At 54.7% G+C, this 20,188-nt stretch carries 13 protein-coding genes, 2 tRNA genes, 3 rRNA genes and 1 riboswitch; of the genes, 5 read left to right on the top strand and 13 right to left on the bottom strand.

From position 1 onward, the window contains the following. Positions 1–73: 73 nt before the first annotated feature. The 4 genes from rrf to murA all read right to left on the bottom strand — a co-directional run bounded on the left by rrf (position 74) and on the right by murA (position 7,242). Positions 74–190 (bottom strand): 5S ribosomal RNA (gene rrf, locus I6J23_RS01135). A 112-nt stretch (positions 191–302) separates the two neighbouring features. Next, positions 303–3,379: ribosomal RNA gene (locus I6J23_RS01140) — 23S ribosomal RNA — on the bottom strand. A 411-nt stretch (positions 3,380–3,790) separates the two neighbouring features. Further along, positions 3,791–5,311: ribosomal RNA gene (locus I6J23_RS01145) — 16S ribosomal RNA — on the bottom strand. The 16S, 23S and 5S rRNA genes sit together here, the layout of an rRNA operon. A gap of 653 nt (positions 5,312–5,964) precedes the next feature. Continuing rightward, positions 5,965–7,242, bottom strand: a complete 1,278-nt coding sequence (gene murA / locus I6J23_RS01150) for a UDP-N-acetylglucosamine 1-carboxyvinyltransferase (protein WP_204582845.1) — start codon at positions 7,240–7,242, stop codon at positions 5,965–5,967. Between the two features lie 236 nt (positions 7,243–7,478). On the opposite strand from murA, the gene I6J23_RS01155 reads away from it, so the two are divergent. After that, positions 7,479–8,078 carry a cob(I)yrinic acid a,c-diamide adenosyltransferase gene (locus I6J23_RS01155; RefSeq protein WP_204582217.1) on the top strand — a complete coding sequence of 200 codons (600 nt, stop codon included), beginning with the start codon at positions 7,479–7,481 and terminating at the stop codon, positions 8,076–8,078. Positions 8,079–8,112: 34 nt separating this feature from the next. Here the strand turns inward: I6J23_RS01155 and ramA are convergent, their stop codons facing one another. From ramA to I6J23_RS01170, 3 genes are all read right to left on the bottom strand, one after another. Further along, positions 8,113–8,952 carry an acetate metabolism transcriptional regulator RamA gene (gene ramA, locus I6J23_RS01160; RefSeq protein ID WP_046203705.1) on the bottom strand — a complete coding sequence of 280 codons (840 nt, stop codon included), beginning with the start codon at positions 8,950–8,952 and terminating at the stop codon, positions 8,113–8,115. Positions 8,953–9,521: 569 nt separating this feature from the next. Next, the gene (locus tag I6J23_RS01165) at positions 9,522–10,079 is read right to left on the bottom strand and encodes a DUF2505 family protein (RefSeq protein ID WP_204582218.1); all 558 of its coding nucleotides are present in this window, start codon (positions 10,077–10,079) and stop codon (positions 9,522–9,524) included. Between the two features lie 145 nt (positions 10,080–10,224). Then, positions 10,225–11,058 carry an enoyl-CoA hydratase-related protein gene (locus I6J23_RS01170; RefSeq protein ID WP_204582846.1) on the bottom strand — a complete coding sequence of 278 codons (834 nt, stop codon included), beginning with the start codon at positions 11,056–11,058 and terminating at the stop codon, positions 10,225–10,227. A 394-nt stretch (positions 11,059–11,452) separates the two neighbouring features. On the opposite strand from I6J23_RS01170, the gene cysK reads away from it, so the two are divergent. Together cysK and epsC are read left to right on the top strand one after the other, a co-directional pair. Next, positions 11,453–12,391, top strand: coding sequence for a cysteine synthase A (cysK, locus tag I6J23_RS01175; protein ID WP_204582219.1), 939 nt, complete (start codon positions 11,453–11,455; stop codon positions 12,389–12,391). A gap of 91 nt (positions 12,392–12,482) precedes the next feature. Continuing rightward, positions 12,483–13,103: a serine O-acetyltransferase EpsC gene (gene epsC, locus I6J23_RS01180; protein ID WP_204582220.1), complete on the top strand. Its 621-nt coding sequence runs from the start codon at positions 12,483–12,485 to the stop codon at positions 13,101–13,103. 31 nt (positions 13,104–13,134) lie between these two features. Here the strand turns inward: epsC and I6J23_RS01185 are convergent, their stop codons facing one another. The 6 genes from I6J23_RS01185 to I6J23_RS01210 all read right to left on the bottom strand — a co-directional run bounded on the left by I6J23_RS01185 (position 13,135) and on the right by I6J23_RS01210 (position 17,256). Beyond that, positions 13,135–13,437, bottom strand: coding sequence for a GNAT family N-acetyltransferase (locus I6J23_RS01185; RefSeq protein ID WP_204582221.1), 303 nt, complete (start codon positions 13,435–13,437; stop codon positions 13,135–13,137). Positions 13,438–13,504: 67 nt separating this feature from the next. Further along, positions 13,505–13,577: transfer RNA gene (locus tag I6J23_RS01190), tRNA-Phe, on the bottom strand. Positions 13,578–13,756: 179 nt separating this feature from the next. Further along, a complete protein-coding gene (locus I6J23_RS01195) occupies positions 13,757–14,578 on the bottom strand; it encodes an ABC transporter ATP-binding protein (RefSeq protein WP_204582222.1) in 822 nt (273 codons plus the stop codon). Further along, positions 14,571–15,608, bottom strand: coding sequence for a FecCD family ABC transporter permease (locus I6J23_RS01200; protein WP_204582223.1), 1,038 nt, complete (start codon positions 15,606–15,608; stop codon positions 14,571–14,573). Before I6J23_RS01200 ends, I6J23_RS01195 begins: the two co-directional genes overlap by 8 nt. Beyond that, complete coding sequence (locus I6J23_RS01205) at positions 15,605–16,828, bottom strand: ABC transporter substrate-binding protein (RefSeq protein WP_204582224.1); 1,224 nt, start codon at positions 16,826–16,828, stop codon at positions 15,605–15,607. Before I6J23_RS01205 ends, I6J23_RS01200 begins: the two co-directional genes overlap by 4 nt. A 46-nt stretch (positions 16,829–16,874) precedes the next feature. Then, positions 16,875–17,022: riboswitch (cobalamin riboswitch) on the bottom strand. 160 nt (positions 17,023–17,182) lie between these two features. Continuing rightward, positions 17,183–17,256, bottom strand: a tRNA-Asp gene (locus I6J23_RS01210). Between the two features lie 318 nt (positions 17,257–17,574). On the opposite strand from I6J23_RS01210, the gene I6J23_RS01215 reads away from it, so the two are divergent. Together I6J23_RS01215 and I6J23_RS01220 are read left to right on the top strand one after the other, a co-directional pair. Then, complete coding sequence (locus tag I6J23_RS01215; protein WP_204582225.1) at positions 17,575–19,050, top strand: MFS transporter; 1,476 nt, start codon at positions 17,575–17,577, stop codon at positions 19,048–19,050. Continuing rightward, positions 19,050–20,132 carry a glycerophosphodiester phosphodiesterase family protein gene (locus I6J23_RS01220; protein ID WP_204582226.1) on the top strand — a complete coding sequence of 361 codons (1,083 nt, stop codon included), beginning with the start codon at positions 19,050–19,052 and terminating at the stop codon, positions 20,130–20,132. Before I6J23_RS01215 ends, I6J23_RS01220 begins: the two co-directional genes overlap by 1 nt. The last annotated feature ends 56 nt before the right edge of the window (positions 20,133–20,188 follow it).

The raw sequence follows: 20,188 nt of genomic DNA on the forward strand, positions 1-20,188 counted from the left end.
GCCCGCGCCCCCCAAACAACGAGCACACACAACCACACCACACACACCACATATTCTATTGTTCCCACGTTACGGTTGGCGGCGACCTACTCTCCCACACCCTCCCAGGTGCAGTACCATCGGCGCAGGCAGGCTTAGCTTCCGGGTTCGGAAAGGGACCGGGCGTGACCCCACCGCAAAAACCACCAACACACACAAAAGGACAACACACACCCAACCCAACAAGGTGGTGTGCTGCACAAGACACCAAACAGCAGACGCAAGCAACCAACAAACTTCTCACAATATTCCATCATGATTCATTGTTGTTTTAGTTCGGCCAATTAGTACCGGTCACCTCAACACCTCACAATGCTTACAGATCCGGCCTATCAACCCCATCATCTCCAGGGAACCTCAAAAGAAACCTCATCTTAAAACAGGCTTCCCGCTTAGATGCTTTCAGCGGTTATCCCTCCCGTACGTAGCCAACCAGCCCTGCCCCAGGCGGGACAACTGGCACACCAGAGGTACGTCCGTCCCGGTCCTCTCGTACTAGGGACAGCCTTTCTCAAGTTTCCACGCGCGCGGCGGATAGAGACCGAACTGTCTCACGACGTTCTAAACCCAGCTCGCGTGCCGCTTTAATGGGCGAACAGCCCAACCCTTGGGACCTACTCCAGCCCCAGGATGCGACGAGCCGACATCGAGGTGCCAAACCATCCCGTCGATATGGACTCTTGGGGAAGATCAGCCTGTTATCCCCGGGGTACCTTTTATCCGTTGAGCGACACCGCATCCACAAGCCAGTGCCGGATCACTAGTCCCAACTTTCGTTCCTGCTCGACCCGTCAGTCTCACAGTCAAGCTCCCTTATGCACTTACACTCACCACCTGATTGCCAACCAGGCTGAGGGAACCTTTGGGCGCCTCCGTTACCATTTAGGAGGCAACCGCCCCAGTTAAACTACCCACCAGGCACTGTCCCTAACCCAGATCATGGGCCGAGGTTGAGATGCTCAATACGATCAGAGTGGTATTTCACCAACGACTCCACCACCACTAGCGTGGCCGCTTCACAGTCTCCCACCTATCCTACACAAACCGAACCAAACACCAATACCAAGCTATAGTGAAGGTCCCGGGGTCTTTTCGTCCTGCCGCGCGTAACGAGCATCTTTACTCGTACTGCAATTTCGCCGGGCCTGTGGTTGAGACAGCAGAGAAGTCGTTACGCCATTCGTGCAGGTCGGAACTTACCCGACAAGGAATTTCGCTACCTTAGGATGGTTATAGTTACCACCGCCGTTTACTGGGGCTTAAATTCTCCGCTTCGACCACCAAAGGCGGCCTAACAGGTCCTCTTAACCTTCCAGCACCGGGCAGGCGTCAGTCCGTATACCTCGACTTCACGTCTTCGCACGGACCTGTGTTTTTAGTAAACAGTCGCTTCCCTCTACTCTCTGCGACCACCACCAGCTCAACCAGTCTGTCACCAGCAGTGGTCCCCCTTCTCCCGAAGTTACGGGGGCATTTTGCCGAATTCCTTAACCACAGTTCACCCGTCGCCTTAGTATTCTCTACCTGACCACCTGTGTCGGTTTCGGGTACGGGCCGCACACACACATCGCTAGAGGCTTTTCTCGACAGCAATGGATCACCAACATCCCCACAACGGGTACGCATCACGCCTCACCCCTGATGGCATCCGGATTTACCTAAATGCCGGGCTACACGCTTACACCACAATCCACTCAGTGGCTCGGCTACCACACTGCGTCACCCCATCACTTGACTACTACCAGATCAGGCCCCACGCATCCACACACACCACAATCCAAAGACCATGCCATGTGCTTCAGGGCGGTTAGTATCACTGATTCACCATGGGCGCGCATGCACGGGTACGGGAATATCAACCCGTTATCCATCGACTACGCCTGACGGCCTCGCCTTAGGCCCCGACTCACCCTGGGAAGAAAAGCTTAACCCAGGAACCCTTAGTCATCCGGCGGACAAGATTCTCACTTGTCATTCGCTACTCATGCCTGCATTCTCACTCGCATACCCTCCACCACCAGTCACCCGGCAGCTTCCACGAGCACACGACGCTCCCCTACCAAACCACACAAAAGCATGGTTTCCGCGGCTTCGGCGATGCACTTAAGCCCCACTACATTGTCGGCGCACAACCACTCGACCAGTGAGCTATTACGCACTCTTTCAAGGATGGCTGCTTCTAAGCCAACCTCCTGGTTGTCTTCGCGATCCCACATCCTTTTCCACTTAGTACACACTTAGGGGCCTTAGCCGGCGATCTGGGCTGTTTCCCTCTCGACCCACGGAGCTTATCCCCCGCAGTCTCACTGCCACGCTCTCACCTTGCTGGCATTCGGAGTTTGGCTGATGTCGCTAAGATGATAGTCCCGCTAAACCATCCAGTCGCTCTACCTCCAACAAGAAACACGCAACGCTGCACCTAAATGCATTTCGGGGAGAACCAGCTATCACGGAGTTTGATTGGCCTTTCACCCCTACCCACAACTCATCCCCGCAGTTTTCAACCTACGTGGGTTCGCGCCTCCACAACGTCTTACCGATGCTTCACACTGGCCATGGGTAGATCACCCCGCTTCGGGTCCAGGACACGCCACTGACAACCGCCCTCAATTAGGACTCGGTTTCCCTACGACTACCCCACACGGGTTAACCTCGCGACGCGCCGCTGACTCGCAGGCTCATTCTTCAAAAGGCACGCCATCACCCCACCAATGAGGCTCTGACGGCTTGTAGGCACACGGTTTCAAGAACTCTTTCACTCCCCTCCCGGGGTACTTTTCACCATTCCCTCACGGTACTATCCACTATCGGTCACATCACGTATTCAGGCTTACCGGGTGGTCCCGGCAGATTCACAGCAGATTCCACGAGCCCACTGCTACTCGGGCACCACAGCACCCCACATAAGATATGTTTTCACGTACCGGACTCTCACCGTCTACGGCAGGCCATTCCAAACCACTTCCGCTAACACACCACACGCAGGAGGGCGTCACTAGCCACCCAACACCACGGCCCCACAACACCACACACGCAACCCCTAGCAAGTCTCACACGCATATGGTTTAGCCATCATCCACTTTCGCTCGCCACTACTCGCAGAATCATTATTATTTTCTCTTCCTACAGGTACTAAGATGTTTCACTTCCCCGCGTCACCCCCACACCGGCTATACATTCACCAGCAGGTCACCGCACACAACTACGGCAAGGTTACCCCATTCGGACACCCTCGGATCAACGCTTGATTGACAACTCCCCGAGGACTATCGCGGCCTTCCACGTCCTTCATCGGCGTAATGTGCCCAGGCATCCACCGTGCGCCCCTACAACAAACAACAACAAAGGCAACACAACCCCACCACACACACAACAAAACCATGTGCGCAACGGAGTATGAATAAACCAGACAAAATACAAAAAGAAAAGATTACTCGCGTCCACTATCCAGTTCTCACACAACACACCCACACCACACGCAACCACCACAACCGTGACAATCACCTGCAGCCAGGCCAGGAACAACAACCATGTGCCATCCCAGACACCCAACAATGCACCAACGCACCCCAAAAACCATTTGTGTCAGCCACACACCACCCACCACCAGATATCGATACCCGATGATTGTGATGCCGCACGCAAACAACCGCGCGCCCCAGCAAGCCATCCACCCACAAAACACAACATAATGACGCGAGCCAGCCACCGGCCGGCCACCGCGCCACCACACAAACAATAAGCTCCTTAGAAAGGAGGTGATCCAGCCGCACCTTCCGGTACGGCTACCTTGTTACGACTTCGTCCCAATCGCCAATCCCACCTTCGACGGCTCCCTAACGAGTTTAGGCCACCGGCTTCGGGTGTTACCAACTTTCATGACGTGACGGGCGGTGTGTACAAGGCCCGGGAACGTATTCACCGCAGCATTGCTGATCTGCGATTACTAGCGACTCCGACTTCATGGAGTCGAGTTGCAGACTCCAATCCGAACTGAGACTGGCTTTACGAGATTAGCCCCACCTCACGGTATCGCAACTCTCTGTACCAGCCATTGTAGCATGTGTGAAGCCCTGGACATAAGGGGCATGATGATTTGACGTCATCCCCACCTTCCTCCGAGTTAACCCCGGCAGTCTCCCGCGAGTCCCCAACCAAATGCTGGCAACACGAGACAAGGGTTGCGCTCGTTGCGGGACTTAACCCAACATCTCACGACACGAGCTGACGACAACCATGCACCACCTGCACACCAGCCACAAAGGGAACAACCATCTCTGGCCGCATCCAGTGCATGTCAAGCCCAGGTAAGGTTCTTCGCGTTGCATCGAATTAATCCACATGCTCCGCCGCTTGTGCGGGCCCCCGTCAATTCCTTTGAGTTTTAGCCTTGCGGCCGTACTCCCCAGGCGGGGCGCTTAATGCGTTAGCTACGGCACGGATCCCGTGGAAGGAAACCCACACCTAGCGCCCACCGTTTACGGCATGGACTACCAGGGTATCTAATCCTGTTCGCTACCCATGCTTTCGCTCCTCAGCGTCAGTTACTGCCCAGAGACCCGCCTTCGCCACCGGTGTTCCTCCTGATATCTGCGCATTTCACCGCTACACCAGGAATTCCAGTCTCCCCTACAGTACTCCAGTCATGCCCGTATCACCTGCCAACCCGGAGTTAAGCCCCGGGCTTTCACAAATGACGCGACAGACCACCTACGAGCTCTTTACGCCCAGTAATTCCGGACAACGCTCGCACCCTACGTATTACCGCGGCTGCTGGCACGTAGTTAGCCGGTGCTTCTTCTACCACTACCGTCACCCGAAGGCTTCGTCATGGCTGAAAGGAGTTTACAACCCGAAGGCCGTCATCCCCCACGCGGCGTCGCTGCATCAGGCTTGCGCCCATTGTGCAATATTCCCCACTGCTGCCTCCCGTAGGAGTCTGGGCCGTATCTCAGTCCCAATGTGGCCGTCCACCCTCTCAGGCCGGCTACCCGTCGACGCCTTGGTAGGCCATTACCCCACCAACAAGCTGATAGGCCGCGAGCTCATCCCTTACCGAAACTAATCTTTCCACCACACCACCTACAGCATGGTCCTATCCAGTATTAGACCCAGTTTCCCAGGCTTATCCCAAAGTAAGGGGCAGATCACCCACGTGTTACTCACCCGTTCGCCACTCGAGCACCCTGCAAGCAGGGCCTTTCCGTTCGACTTGCATGTGTTAAGCACGCCGCCAGCGTTCGTCCTGAGCCAGGATCAAACTCTCCATACAAACAAAGCACAAAAAGCCTGAAAACCAAGCAAAAAACAAACCCCGACACAAAAACAATTCCGTATCGGAATCCGAAAAAACAAATGTTGCAGCCCACCAACGGGGCAGGCAGACCACAACCACACCAAAAAATATTTAGGTGTTAAACAATCTTGTCATGATGATCAAAGCAACCACCACAACACTGTGGCACCTGCTGCGACCAACACAAAAGTACATTGGCACACTATCGAGTTCTCACACAACACACGCACACACAACACCAAGCACACCACAACCGGTGCACCAGCATGTGCAGCAAGCAGAAACCCTAACACCGCAACCAGCCAGACGCAAACACGCGCCACACACTGGAAAACAAAACCAGTGAAAGAATCTCCACCCCAACCACCGGATCACTGCTTTCCCAGTAACCGGGCGGGCTGTCTCGGCGACGACACAGAACACTACACACCCCACCCACACACCACAAACCCCCAGCACACAACCACAAAACACCCACAACAAAACAAACAAGAGCCGCACACGCGACCCTTTCCGTTCGTTGCATCGTCGGCAATCTAGCTGACCCCAACTGCGCTCAGTTAAAAATCACCCTTAGGAGAGACCATGCCGTAGGTCTACGAAGTAACACGCCACGGCCCTACGGAGCATTACTCTGCGGCGTCGTGGTGGGCCCGCTCAATAGTTGCTCCTAGCTCCGTCAACGTCTCTACAAAGTCCGGATACCCACGGTCTATGTGATAGACGTCGTTGACCTCGGTCATGCCGTCGGCACATAAACCGGCTAAAACGAGTCCGGCACCTGCGCGAATGTCGGAGCTCCATACCGGAGCAGAGGACAATTGATCTACTCCTCGGATCATCACGTGGTGGCCATCGATGTAGGCATCGGCACCAAGGCGGGTCATCTCATCAACAAAACGGAAACGCGACTCGAACACATTCTCGGTGATCACCGATGTGCCCTCAGACACTGAACACAACGCAATCGCCATCGGTTGGAGATCCGTTGGAAAGCCGGGAAAAGGGAGGGTCTGGTAATCAACGGCTTTTGGACGTTGGTTCTGCACAACGCGGAAACCCGTCGCATAGGTTTCTACCTCGGCACCCGCACCCTTGACTTTCTCCAGGACGAGATGGAGGAACGAGGGGTCAATTCCGCCAACGGTGATATCACCCTGGGTAATGGCAGCGGCATATGCCCAAGTACCCGCAACGATGCGGTCGCCAATTACCTCGTGACGGATCGGATCTAGCCGAGGAACCCCCTCGACCGTGATGGTATTCGAGCCGGCCCCGGAAATTTTGGCGCCCATTTCTGAGAGCATCGTGCACAAATCCACGATCTCAGGCTCGCGAGCGGCGTTATCCAGAACTGTGGTGCCCTCCGCTAACACCGCGGCTGTCAAAATATTTTCCGTCGCCCCGACTGAAGGAAAATCGAGTTTGATCGACGCACCATGCAAACTTTCGGCTTCAGATACGACGCAACCATGCTCGATTTTCGTCGTCGCACCCAGCTTTTCAAGTCCACTTTGATGCATATCCAACGGGCGCGACCCGATCGCATCTCCCCCAGGCAAGGCAACCACCGCACGGTGGCTACGGGCAGTCAACGGCCCGAGCACACATACGGACGCGCGGAACTTACGCACAGCGTCGAAATCTGCGTCACTCGTCACGTGCTCTGGAACCGTAATGTAGACAGTCGGACCATCCAGAACCACCCGGCACCCTAACCCCCGTAACACGTCGGCCATATAGGGAACGTCGGCGATCTCGGGGCAATTAGTCAGCACAGTCGTGCCCTCGGCCAACAACGCGGCCCCCATCAACTTAAGGACGCTGTTCTTCGCCCCCGCAACACGAACCTGCCCATGCAAACGGGCTCCACCAGTTACCTTGAAACTATCGTTTCTGGATTTCACGTCACTCACACCTACAGGTTAAACAAGCATGCTCGCGAATGCGCAGAAACCCGTCTTAGCAGCGCGGTTATCAAAAATTTCCTAAAATATTCCTCACCGACGGGCCGAAATTGTCCAGGTGCTACGACCATAAGTCATGAGTGGGCGACAGGTTTAAATAGAGTGTTTAAATAAAGCGCCCATATGGGGAACGCATATGGGGAACGTACAGACGGACACGGACGTAACATGAAACCATGAGCGTCCATCTCACCCGCATCTACACACGAACAGGCGACGACGGAACCACCGGACTATCCGACTTCTCCCGCGTTAGCAAAAACGACCCACGGCTTGTCGCATATTCGACGTGCGACGAAGCGAATACCATCATCGGCATGGCTCTCGCAGCTGAAAAGAGCGCCGAGAAGCCCCAACTTCCCGACGCAGCGCAATCCGCGCTAGCCATCATCCAAAACGAACTCTTCGACGCGGGGGCCGACCTTTCAACTCCCATCGTCGAAAATCCGAAATATCCCCCGCTACGGATTGAACAACGCTACATCGACCGCCTCGAAAAATGGTGTGACGAATTCAATGAGGACTTACCCAAACTTGATTCATTCATCCTTCCCGGTGGGACGATGACATCGGCGTTTTTGCAGAACGCACGGGCGGTTGTGCGGCGCGCAGAGCGGGCTGCGTGGGCAGCTGTGGAAGCCTATCCGGACACGACGTCGAAGCTGCCCGCCAAGTATCTCAACCGGCTTTCGGACCTGCTATTTATCTTGTCGCGTGTAGCGAACGGCGGCAACGACGTTAAATGGGTTGGCGGAGGCACACGCGACTCGTTGTAGGCGCTCCGGTCGCTCTGCGCCCGGTGGCTCTGTCTTACGGCAACGCCCCAATACGCCGTGCAGCATTCACCGCTTCATAGCGAGTATGCGCACCTAATTTACGCATCACCGAACGGAGATAGCTCTTCACGGTTTCTGCTCCGATGCCCATTTCTTCCGCGGCTTCCACGTTGGTGTGACCCAAGGCTACGCAGGCCAAAACATCCAGCTCACGCGCGGAAAGCTTCGTCGTTTGCTTCACCCGGACTGGCTGAACCATTTGGTCACACAGCTGCTCAAGCTCTTGGCGAAGATCATCAGATTCAACCCGGTTCGCCAACATTCGGAGCTTCGAGTGAGTCGAGCGAACCTGCTCCCATTCAGCACCGTTCATCAACCGGCCGCTCTTTCCGCCGCCACGGCTTGGATCGGTGCGGCGGAAAGCGTCGCCAACAGCTAAATCCTGCTCGAGGGTGCGGGCAGTCATGGTAACTTCTTCCAGGACTTTGTCACCAAGACGGACGGGGGAATGGACACCTGCATACAAAACCCCACGCAGGTCCCGCGAGACGATGATTGGCACCGCAACCACGGAGTGCAGCCCCTCATCTTGAATGGCACGGTCATGCTCGTGAGATATCACCTTTGCACGGGTGTAATCACTGACACCGACCGGACGACGCGTTGTTACCACACGACCGCCCACGCCTGACCCGGCGTCGATGGAAAGATTGTGCAAGGCCGGTGTACGAAGCCCAACCCACGCGTTGATCTTCAGGCTGTTATCCGTCTCGATCGCGCCATACATAGTCACGGGGATTCCGGTGGCGTTCTTCAACGAGGCGAGAGCTCTCCGAACGGCCTCACCATCATCTTTGTATCGTAGTGCGTCCACGACTACCCTCCTGGTATCCCCCACCGGGTTACACCCGATGGGGGCAAAAACACGCTTCGGACTTCACTATAAAGCCACTAAATTGCCCTACAAAATGTAACTGAAGAATTCAAACGGTCATCAACGGTCACTTCACCACCCGTGAGCAGGGATTTTCCACTGTGATCAGGCTGCATGAGCGCGAAAAAATGTGAACTTTCTCTCACAGAGAGAAATTAGATTTCTCATATTCTTTTAACAGCAAAATCAAGTGCCAAGTATGACTATCCAGCCAACACCCAATGGCCAATTAGCGAAGAAAAATCCATTTACCAGGACTTATGGTCGATATGCACACATTCCACGTCATCCAGCTCATAAAAGGTTACGTGGCATGATGAGCGCAGCGGCCTACCCGAATGACGAAGCTAGCACCGAAACCGCGCCGCAATGCGAAGGAATATCAGACCGCTATAAAGGGGGTTTAGCGCGGCCTAAAACCAAAAATTAAAACCTACGGTTCCGTTGTTTTTACCCCCTCTACCCCCATGCGTGTTGAGGGCGGTGTTTTCATTACCCCAGCACACCTACTATCCCCAGGTCTCGGCGGCCAGATCATTAATCCGCTCAATAGTCCTATCAAGGGAAGAGCCCAGACTCGAGACGACGCTCTTTTCGAGTTTCCGTCCCATGACAGGGATACGAGACTTCGCGGTCGCCTTAGCCTCAACATGGCACCCGAGGGGTTTTTCATTTACTTGATTCGTTTTACTCTGCCCGGCTACATCGCGTAACGCGGAATAGCGAAACGTGATGCTCATCCGCCCTGTGTTCCCTGGCAATGACGCTTCACTTTCAATGCGGAATGAGTCATTTTCTAACGGGAAAACCGTACTCGACTGCGTCATGCGCAGTGTTTTCGGCTCGGCGTCCTCGCCGGCGTCCTCCGGCGGCTGCATGACTTGTTCAGCCGTCGCCTCGGAGAAAACTGAGCCGTCGTCACGATGTTCATAGCGCGAGTCGACGATCGTTACCGGTCGCTCCAAGGTGCCACCACTTCGCAGTAGAAATGCCTCGCTACAGCAAATTTCGTACACACGGTCAATGGGCTGAGCAAAGTCACGTTGTTCCGTTTTCGACGCACTCATACGTGCCATTCTTCCATGAACTCACACGGCCATGCCGAACACGCTGTTGGCTCTTACACATTTACCTGTATTCGTACCTGCGGATACACCAAACGCCTTGAAACCGGATGCCCTACAAGCACTGTCTACTGGTTATGCTGCCAATCTACTGGTTATGCTGCCAATTCGGCGAACGCTTTTCAGCGAAAGCCGACATCCCCTCCTTCTGATCAGCAGTAGCAAACAAGCTGTAAAAGCTTTCTCTCTCTGCGCGGAGCCCCTCGGATAACGTCGTCTCAAAGGCCCGATCCACAGCATTCGTGGCGGCGCGAAGGGCCGTAGCGCTGAAACCAGCCACTGTTTTCGCTACCTCGTAAACATCGTCAGTGAAGGAATCAGAGGGAAACACTCGGGAGACTAAGCCACAGCGCTCAGCCTCGTCGGCGCGCATCGGCCGACCAGTTAACACCAAATCCATGGCCTTCGCTTTACCAATTGCCCTCGTTAAACGCTGAGTACCGCCTAAGCCGGGAATAATTCCCAGAGTGATTTCCGGCTGCCCAAAGCGTGCAGTTTCTGAGGCCAAGACAATGTCGCCAGTCATAGCCAGCTCACATCCGCCCCCCAGCGCGTACCCCGACACGGCGGTAATGATTGGCGTATCGACATCGCGGAGGCGGTCAAGCTCGCCGAACATCCGTCGTTCCCTAATCTCAGGAAAGGTGCGGTCCTTCATCTCTTTAATGTCTGCGCCCGCAGCGAAGGCCTTCTCCGATCCGGTTATGACGATAACGCCAACGGACGGATCTGTATCCAAACTCTCAACGGCCTGCACCAACTCACGCACTAACGTCGCATTGAGTGCATTGAGAGCGCGCGGACGGCTTAACGTCACCGTCGCTACACGATCTTCCTGTGACACCAGCACCGTCTCGTAGTCAGCTGATTCCGGCCGCGCCGTCGATTCGTTAACTTCGTTTCCACTATTCTTTTCGCTCATTGTCGACGAATCCTCAGAGCTTTTACGTCCATTACTCGCCATGTAATTTCCACCTCAGTGTTAGTGACATATTCGTCTCAGCTGGATTGTTACACCAGGTCACCGCTCCGAATCCTTTACCGTATGGGCCTCAGTAATCCGGTGGGGACCTGTTGGAACGATCCTAACGTGAGCTCCGGACATACGGGACGAATTGCAGTTTTCGTTCTCAATAAACATTCTCAATAAGCACTCGTTTATTACAGACCGATCTGTCTGTTTATTTTGGGATAGAGGGCGTAGACTGACGAGCGACGAGGGACTACATCTACGATTCCCTCAACACGCAGCGAAAATAAGGTCTGTAGGCATTGGGTCAAAGACCGCTACGAAAATACGAATTGGAGATTCACACATGTCAAAGGTCTATGACAATGTTTCCGAACTCGTCGGCAACACGCCACTCGTTCGACTGAACTCTCTCACAAAGGACCTAGACGCAGAGGTCCTCGTGAAACTGGAGTACTACAACCCCGCCAACTCAGTGAAGGACCGCATCGGTGCCGCGATCATCGACGCAGCCGAAGCCGACGGTTCTCTCAAGCCCGGTGGCACCATTATTGAAGCAACATCCGGGAATACCGGCATCGCCCTCGCCATGGTCGGAGCCGCACGAGGCTACAAAGTAGTGCTCACCATGCCGGAATCCATGTCGAAAGAGCGCCGCGCACTCCTCCGCGCATTAGGCGCAGAACTCGTCCTCACCCCGCCCCCATCAGGCATGCAGGGTGCCGTCGACAAGGCCCAAGAACTAGCCGATAACACCGAGAACTCCATCTTGGCATCACAATTCACCAACCCTGCCAACCCCAAGAAGCATTACGACACCACCGGACCTGAGATTTGGAGCGATACCGACGGAAACGTCGATGTTTTCGTCGCCGGTGTCGGCACTGGCGGCACCGTTACCGGCGTCGGCAAGTACCTGAAAGAACAAAAGAGCGACGTCAAAGTTGTTGGTGTTGAGCCATCAGATTCCCCACTGCTCTCTGAGGGACGCGCGGGGTCGCACAAGATTCAGGGAATCGGAACCAACTTCTACCCGGAGACGCTCGACCGCGACATCTTGGACAATGTGTTGACCGTCAGCTTTGAGGACGCCGTTTCCACGGCACAGGCGGCAGCCGCGAAAGAAGGCATCCTCGGAGGAATCTCCTCTGGCGGCAACATTTGGGCTGCACTTCAGGAAGCAAAGAAGTCAGAAAACAAGGGCAAAACCATTGTGACTGTAGTGTGCGACTTTGGTGAACGCTACATCTCCACGCCACTGTTTGAAGGTCTTCGCGACGACTAAAGACGGCTAATCGAGCCGGCTGAAAGGGTCTGGCGGGCGGATGGACACCCTCCATCTGCCCGTTTTATTCAAAACAGGTACTCTTCTTGGCATGCTCGGTTCGATCATCACAACTCTCAAAGAGGATCTGCGCAACGCACGCGAACATGACCCTGCAGCCAGAGGCGACGCAGAAAACGCCCTGGTCTACTCCGGTCTCCACGCGATTTGGGCATACCGAGTAGCGCACTGTTGGTGGGAACGTGGCTGGAAAGGCCCCGCCCGCATACTGTCGCAATTCACCCGATTTATGACGGGAATCGAGATCCACCCCGGCGCGACGATTGGACGCAGGTTTTTCATCGACCACGGGATGGGCGTTGTCATCGGTGAAACCGCCGAAATTGGCGACGGTGTCATGCTCTATCACGGCGTGACTCTGGGCGGTCAGGTGCTCACGCAAACCAAGCGTCACCCCACTGTGGGAGACAACGTCACCATCGGCGCTGGTGCGAAGGTGCTCGGACCGATCACGATCGGTGACAACACGTCGATCGGCGCGAACGCCGTCGTGACCAAAGATATCCCGGCGAACTGCATTGCCGTGGGAATCCCCGCAACGTGCAGGCGACGCAAAGACTGCGAATGCACCAAGCTGGTTGACCCCGACAAATACGTCACGAGTGCTCACAACCCGCTCAAAGGTGGGTCGAAAAAGTCGGACGCTTCGTAGGAGCCGGTGGAACGAGTGGCCAACGTCGTAGCTAGTCCGCGACTAGGTCGGCGTAATCATGATTCTTGGACACAAAGTGGGCAACGGCGGAACACGTCGGGATGATATGCATGCCGGCTTCTCTAGTCTCATCGAGAGCTGACTTAATAAGCTTGGACGACAGCCCCCGGCCGCGGAACTCGGGATGCACCACAGTGTGGTTGAAATCCCGCACGTCCCCAGCGGCTGTGGGAGCGTACTCGGCGAATCCTGCTACTTCGCCGTCGACTTCAATGATGAAACGGTGACGATCAGCTTCATGCTTGACGTGGGCATTGACATCGTTATCTGACATAAGCCCACTCTAGACGGATTAAACGAAGGAAACCCCTACTCCACACAATGGTGTAGTAGGGGTGATGTGGCCAGAGCCGGGATCGAACCGGCGACCTTTCACTTTTCAGGCGAACGCTCTGCCGACTGAGCTATCTGGCCACCACGTCAGCCCAGGTAAACCGGGCTTCACGCACGAGACGATACTTTACCTGTCGTCTCAGAAAGAACGCAAATAGCCCCACTTCCTGCACGTAATACGCTGAGATCACCGCCCATGACTATGCACAAACGATAAAATCTGGCTCCTCAGCCGACGATGATCGCTGTACCCGGCACTACTACTCGTCGTAACCGGCACTGGTCGTCGCCGAGTGAAACTCAAGATTAATCCCATCCGGAGTTTCCCACACGCGCGATTCCACATCGAAGTGCCGCTCGATAACCTCCTCGGTGAAAACATCGCGCGGCGGACCCGCAGCAACAGGGTCCCCACCATCCAAAACAATGACGTAATCACAAAACTTCGCAGCGAGGTTTAAGTCGTGGAGAACCACGATAGTCACCAAACTCGAGTTCGACACGTACCCCATCAGCTGCAATTGAGCGCTGATATCCAGGTGGTTCGTCGGCTCATCAAGAAGGATCACATCAGGCTGTGTCGCCAGAGCGCGCGCGAGATGTACGCGCTGCTGCTCGCCGCCTGAGAGATGGACGAAGCGCCGATCAAGCAGGTCGTGCACTCCCACCTCTCGTGCCGACGCCACCACCATGTCACGGTCGCTTTGGCGCATCCCGAGCACACCGAGATACGGCGTTCGCCCCAACGCGATAACATCCCGGACGGTGACGTCGGCACTAGCCACATTGTGTTGCGCGACAAAAGCCATCCGACGTGCGCGAATTTTCCGCGGAATCGTGTCCCAGTCTTCACCATCAATCGTGACGTGTCCGGAATGTGGCGCCAGGCCGGCGATGGCACGTAACAAGGTAGTCTTCCCTGATCCGTTACGCCCGACTATTCCGACCGTGTCACCCGAACGGGCCTCGAACGACACGTTATTAACTGGAGGAACGCGTGAGCACACGTCGGAAACAACAAACGACACCGACCGATCCGTGTTCGTGGCGTGATCAGTTACTGCATCATGATCGTTAGACATGAGTACGACTCCCCCTACCCTGCTTAACCAACAGAGCGATGAACAACGGGACACCCACGAGGGCCGTGATGACGCCCACGGGAATCTCGACAGGCGCAGCAACCGTTCTGCCCAGGGCGTCGACCCAGACCAACAGAATGGCACCCAGAGCAGCAGAGACAGGAAGCACCCGGCGGTGACCGGTTCCCACAATCAGCCGAGCGGCATGTGGAAGGACCAGGCCGACGAAACCAATCGCCCCGGAACTAGACACGATCGTCGCGGCTAAAAGGGAGGCGACGCCAATAACCACCATGCGGACACGCTTGACATTGATGCCCAGTGACGCCGCGCTATCGGCGCCGAAGGTGAAGGCGTCTAGCGCCGTCGAATGACAAAAGAGCACCACGAAGCTGACCGCGAAGATGGCAGCGCTAAGAGCCACTGTCTGCCAGGATGAACTAGCCAAAGACCCCAACATCCAAAACAACACTCCACGTGTGGTGTTCGCGTCCGCTGAAAACATGATGAGAAAACTAGTGAGAGCGGAGAAGAGCTGAGTAATGGCAACCCCCGCGAGAATAATGTTGTGGTTACCATTCCCCGCCGCCCAGGCGAGAAGAAGGACAAGCGAAAACGCCGCTAGTGCTCCCACGAAAGCTCCCGACGCCATCACAAATGACGCCGCCGTCGAGGCAGTAAGAACGACCACCACAGCCCCAGCCGAAGCTCCAGAACTGATACCAAGCAGGTAGGGGTCGGCCAAACCATTGCGCAACAAAGACTGCAGCACGGCACCACATATAGAGAGTGCAGCACCTGCTACCGCAGCCAGCAATGCGCGTGGCATCCGCAATTCCCAAATTGCGTTTTGCTCTAAAAGAGTGACGCCTTCGGGCGTCGAACTAAGCCCCAATTTGAAGGCGACAACTCTCCATGCATCGGTCATCGAAACATCCAAGGGACCCAAAGTGATGGAAAACAGAATTGAGACAAAGAGAGCTACCAGCGATGCGCCAACGAGAACCCAGAGTTTGACTGTCGAGGTCACTCTTCTTTCTTCCCCTGTTCTGATGGGGGATTGTCCGCTGAGGAGCCCTGACCATCATTCTGATTGCCATCAGCAAGGGCATGAGCAACCTTTTCCATACCATCGACGGTACGAATACCAGGGTTGAGGTCACCGCCGGCAACCACAATCAAGTGGTCATTCTTCACTGCCTTCATATTCTTCGTGACCGGATTATTTTTAAGGAATTTGATCTTTTCCTTCGCAGTCTCAGCAGTTTGCTGTTTACGAGTGAGGTCTCCCACAACGAGATAATCGGGGTCTTTCGCGGCTATGGCTTCCCATCCAATTTGTGGCCATTCTTCCGAATTATCCTCAAACACGTTTTTGAGCCCAAGCTGGTCAGCAATAATCTGGGGCGCTCCTTTACCCCCTGCCATGTAAGGGCTTTCTGAATTGGCAAACCAAAAGGCTACAGACGTCCCGGAAGGAATGTCTTTACTTGAAGAGCTGAGGTTGGCAATGCGGTCCTCTAATTTCTTTTGGAGCTCATCACCTGCGGCTTTGTCACCCATGATCTCGGCGAGATCGTGAATATCTGTATAGATATCAGACATCCGGAGTTTTTCTTTCCGACCACCGTCGCCATTATCACCCGGCTTATCCGACTTCGTGCATTCCGTGTGATCGAGATATGCCGGTACACCGACCTTCTTATAGCTCTCGTAACTTCCGGAACCACTATCAGCCAACGTTTGCGCAAATGTCGCGGCTACAAAATCCGGGTTTTGATCGAGAACTGTCTCCATCGAGGCGTTGTTATCGGATAAACGTTTGATCTTGTCATTGGCAGCCTTGAGATTATCCAAAATAGGATCGGTCCAGGTCGCTGTACCAACAACTCGATCACCGAAGCCCATTGACAATAATTCCTCGGTCACACCTTGGTTTAAAGCAACGACGCGTTCAGGTTTTTGCTTAATCTCCAAATCCCGGCCGCAATTCTTCAGGGTAACCGGATAGTCTCCCGATTGATCACCCTTCGACGAAGCGCTATCCGATGCTGACTTTTCTGCATCATTTGAGGATTCATTTCCCGACTGACAACCGGCCACTCCCAGCATGGTTACCGACGCGAGAATAGCCACGCTCAATCCGCGTTTCCGCGTTATTCGGCGATTGCTTACTGATTGGCTTGTTAGTGTCGGAATCTTCGACGAATGGTCGAGATCTGTGTGGGAAAAGAGTGGGAAACCGCGCATGGAAAACTATCCTCTCTACCTAAACGCGAGATATCGAAGCTCACGGCTAGCCTTCCAAGGCAAAACGCGGTGTCCGGACTTTACGAAAAAGAGCGTGTCACCGTTGCGCGTCAGTTGCAGAATTTCACTGCATTCCCCGCGTTTCCCAGTTTGATGGCTATCCGTCTACAGGTAGCTTACGGTAGAGCGTCTCAACTGCACATTTATACAGGAGAAACATAACAACACTAGGGGAAAAAGATTCGGCAGCGATCTCACCACAAAATGTGGCTGCACTATGACAGCCCAACGACGACGCTACCGATACCCCTGGAACGCAAAAAGGCCGGGCACATGGTCCGACCGCAATAGTTGCGACCCTGACGGGACTTGAACCCGCGACCTCCGCCGTGACAGGGCGGCGCGCTAACCAACTGCGCCACAGGGCCATCAACACTTATATAAAAAGTGCAGATTCCGTTGAGTGACTCTCTTCGGGAGCCGCTCGAACGTGTTAGAACTCTACACAGAACACAGAATGTCCACAAATCACCACGTCAAGACCGTTTTCTGTAAGAAAACAGCGCGAAAAAATGCTCTAAACCGTCACGGGGTCACCGGAGGTTCCCGAAACCTACGCAACCGTTGCTTAGGGCTGGCCAGGTTATCCCCATTCGGGGGATATATGAGCCTGTCTGACCTCGACCGATGCGACGGTTACCAATTGATAATATTTTTAAGGTCCCAGCTACCGCATAATATTTGGCGTGTTACAAGAGAAAACGGCGCGCCAACTATCCTTCCGCGCGCTCCCACCACAACCCCTGCTCCCCGCAGACGAAATCGCCCATAAATACCCACGACTCCGCCTGCAAGTATTCATGGGGATATTCATTGGATATGCAGGCTTTTACCTGGTCAGAAATAACATTTCACCGGTTGCCGCCCTAATCAAGAACGACGGCATCCTCGATACGGTCGCCATCGGAATTATTGCCAACGCCGTCTATATCTCCTATGGCCTTTCCAAATTCATGATGGCCACGCTGTCTGACCGAGCGAACGCACGACTGTTCATGCCGGTAGGTCTGGCGTTATCAGGCATCACCAATATCCTTCTGGGAACTATCCCCGCGCTCCACGCCACAGTAGCTATCTTCACCCTCGTCATGTTCATCAACGGGTGGTTCCAAGGAATGGGATGGCCTCCTTCTGGGCGCGCCCTTGTCCATTGGTTTTCGACGACAGAGCGCGGGTGGAAAACGGCGATCTGGAACTGCGCTCACAACGTTGGCGGTGCCGGCGTCGGCATCTCGATCGCATGGGCGTTGTCCATCACCGGAAACCAATGGCAATCGGCGTTTTGGCTTCCAGGCATTATCTCACTAATTGTTGCTCTCATTGCTTTCCTATTAATTAGGGACACCCCTGAATCCGAAGGCCTCCCTCCCATTGAGGAGTACCGGAACGACCCAGCCAAAACCGAAGCAATCGACGACAGCGAAATTACGAACCAATCGACCTTCACCATCATTTGGCGCCACATCTTGACCAACCGCGTCATGGTGCTCTTAGCACTGGCCAACATCTTTATCTACGTTCTCCGCTACGGAATCCTCAGTTGGACGCCCGTGTATCTCCACGACATCCATGGCGCGAGCCTCAATGGCTCGATAGCCGGATTCTCAACCTTCGAAATTGCCGGAATTATTGGCACACTCATATGTGGCTGGGTTACGGATAAAATCTTCCGCGGATATCGCACAAGCACCGGGATTCTCTTTCTCAGCGCGGTTGCTCTATGCACGCTTGCCTACTGGCTCACCCCTCATAATTCCCCCTTGTGGATTCCCCTGCTGTTAGTCAGCCTTATCGGCGGACTCATTTACGGACCCGTCATGTTGATTGGACTTCAAGCCATCGACCTCGCTCCACGAAATATTGCAGGTACAGCGGCTGGATTCACCGGGCTTATGGGGTACGTAGTTGGTGCAACGCTTGCCTCCACAGGAATCGGATTTATCATCAAACACTGGGGATGGAATGTCACTTTCATTTTCCTACTTGTCTGTGCCTTCATCGCTATTGCTCTTATTGTCGGCGTCGGCAAAGACGAGAAATTGCTAATGGAGCATCATTCCAACGCTAGCGCGGCCCCGGCCGACGCGCCCGACACAACTGAGGTAGCCGAAGCAACCGCCAACAGCACCAACGCGCAAAGGAAAGACGAAGGAGCCAAGTAATGAGAACTCCCCGGGCACGCATCTACACCGCAGCACTTCTTCTCACAGCCGTCGGGTCGCTTGCAGCATGCAGCAACCCTGACAACGATAACGACAACTCCAGTACCGCGCCGGCATCAGAGACAATGACACAATCCGCAGAGAAGACCAGCGGAAACCACGTCGATCTCGCAAGTTTTGACCTTCAGGCACACCGCGGTGGTCGCGGTGAGAACACCGAAGAGTCCAAACAAGCTTTTGAAACGGCGATCGATGAAGGCGCCCGCACTCTCGAAATGGACATTGTCCTTACGAAGGACGGCGTGCCGGCGGTGTGGCACGATCCAAAAATCGATGACGAGAAATGCTCTGACACCCAACCTGCCACACCGGATGATCCTCAGTTCCCGTACGTCGGCAAAAATGTTCATGATCTGAGGTGGGATCAAATCAGCACGCTGAAGTGTGACAAAAAGCTCGCTGATTTCCCTGATCAGAAGGTGGCCCCCGATAACCATATCCTGAAACTCAACGACGTCTTCGACCTCGTTAAAGAAAAAGGGGCCGACGTCCGCTACAACATTGAAACGAAGATTGAGGCGGATAAACGGGAAGTCTCTGCGACCCCGGAAGAATTCGTTTCAACCATCATGGGTGTTGTTGACCAATACGGTGTTCGCGACAAGGTGACCATCCAGAGTTTCGACTGGCGGTCACTCAAACTGCTGAAAGAACAGCAGCCCGACGTCACCTTGGCCGCGTTGTACGACGAGACCACGTGGAAAAAAGGTTCGCCGTGGCTAGCCGATTACACCTACGAGAAGTATGACGGTGATGCTCTCAAGGCGGTCCAGGCTCTCGGGGCTCAGATCACGTCGCCTGGCTATGCGCAGCCCTACGACACCAAGGTCGGCGACAAGGACTTTCATCCCGTCGCAGACCGCGACTATGTGGAAAAAGCGCACGGGATGAATATCAAAGTTCTCCCCTGGACGGTCAACGATAAAGAGACCATCAAATACTTTATCGATAACGCGGGCGTCGACGGGCTTATCACCGATTACCCGAAACGAGGAGTGGAGGTCCTTAAAGAGCTCTCGTAGATCGAGCCACCACGTATCCGCCCGGCTACTGTTTGCCGGGCGTTTTTCTGATTACC

It is taken from the genome of Corynebacterium kroppenstedtii, assembly GCF_016894245.1.
In the GTDB taxonomy this organism is placed as follows: domain Bacteria; phylum Actinomycetota; class Actinomycetes; order Mycobacteriales; family Mycobacteriaceae; genus Corynebacterium.

Excerpts from the sequence above, each read along its gene's own strand:
- I6J23_RS01155 (WP_204582217.1), top strand. The coding sequence starts at position 7,479 with ATGAGCGTCCATCTCACCCGCATCTACACACGAACAGGCGACGACGGA.
- I6J23_RS01165 (WP_204582218.1), bottom strand. The coding sequence starts at position 10,079 with ATGAGTGCGTCGAAAACGGAACAACGTGACTTTGCTCAGCCCATTGAC.
- I6J23_RS01170 (WP_204582846.1), bottom strand. The coding sequence starts at position 11,058 with ATGAGCGAAAAGAATAGTGGAAACGAAGTTAACGAATCGACGGCGCGG.
- cysK (WP_204582219.1), top strand. The coding sequence starts at position 11,453 with ATGTCAAAGGTCTATGACAATGTTTCCGAACTCGTCGGCAACACGCCA.
- epsC (WP_204582220.1), top strand. The coding sequence starts at position 12,483 with ATGCTCGGTTCGATCATCACAACTCTCAAAGAGGATCTGCGCAACGCA.
- I6J23_RS01185 (WP_204582221.1), bottom strand. The coding sequence starts at position 13,437 with ATGTCAGATAACGATGTCAATGCCCACGTCAAGCATGAAGCTGATCGT.
- I6J23_RS01195 (WP_204582222.1), bottom strand. The coding sequence starts at position 14,578 with ATGTCTAACGATCATGATGCAGTAACTGATCACGCCACGAACACGGAT.
- I6J23_RS01205 (WP_204582224.1), bottom strand. The coding sequence starts at position 16,828 with ATGCGCGGTTTCCCACTCTTTTCCCACACAGATCTCGACCATTCGTCG.
- I6J23_RS01220 (WP_204582226.1), top strand. The coding sequence starts at position 19,050 with ATGAGAACTCCCCGGGCACGCATCTACACCGCAGCACTTCTTCTCACA.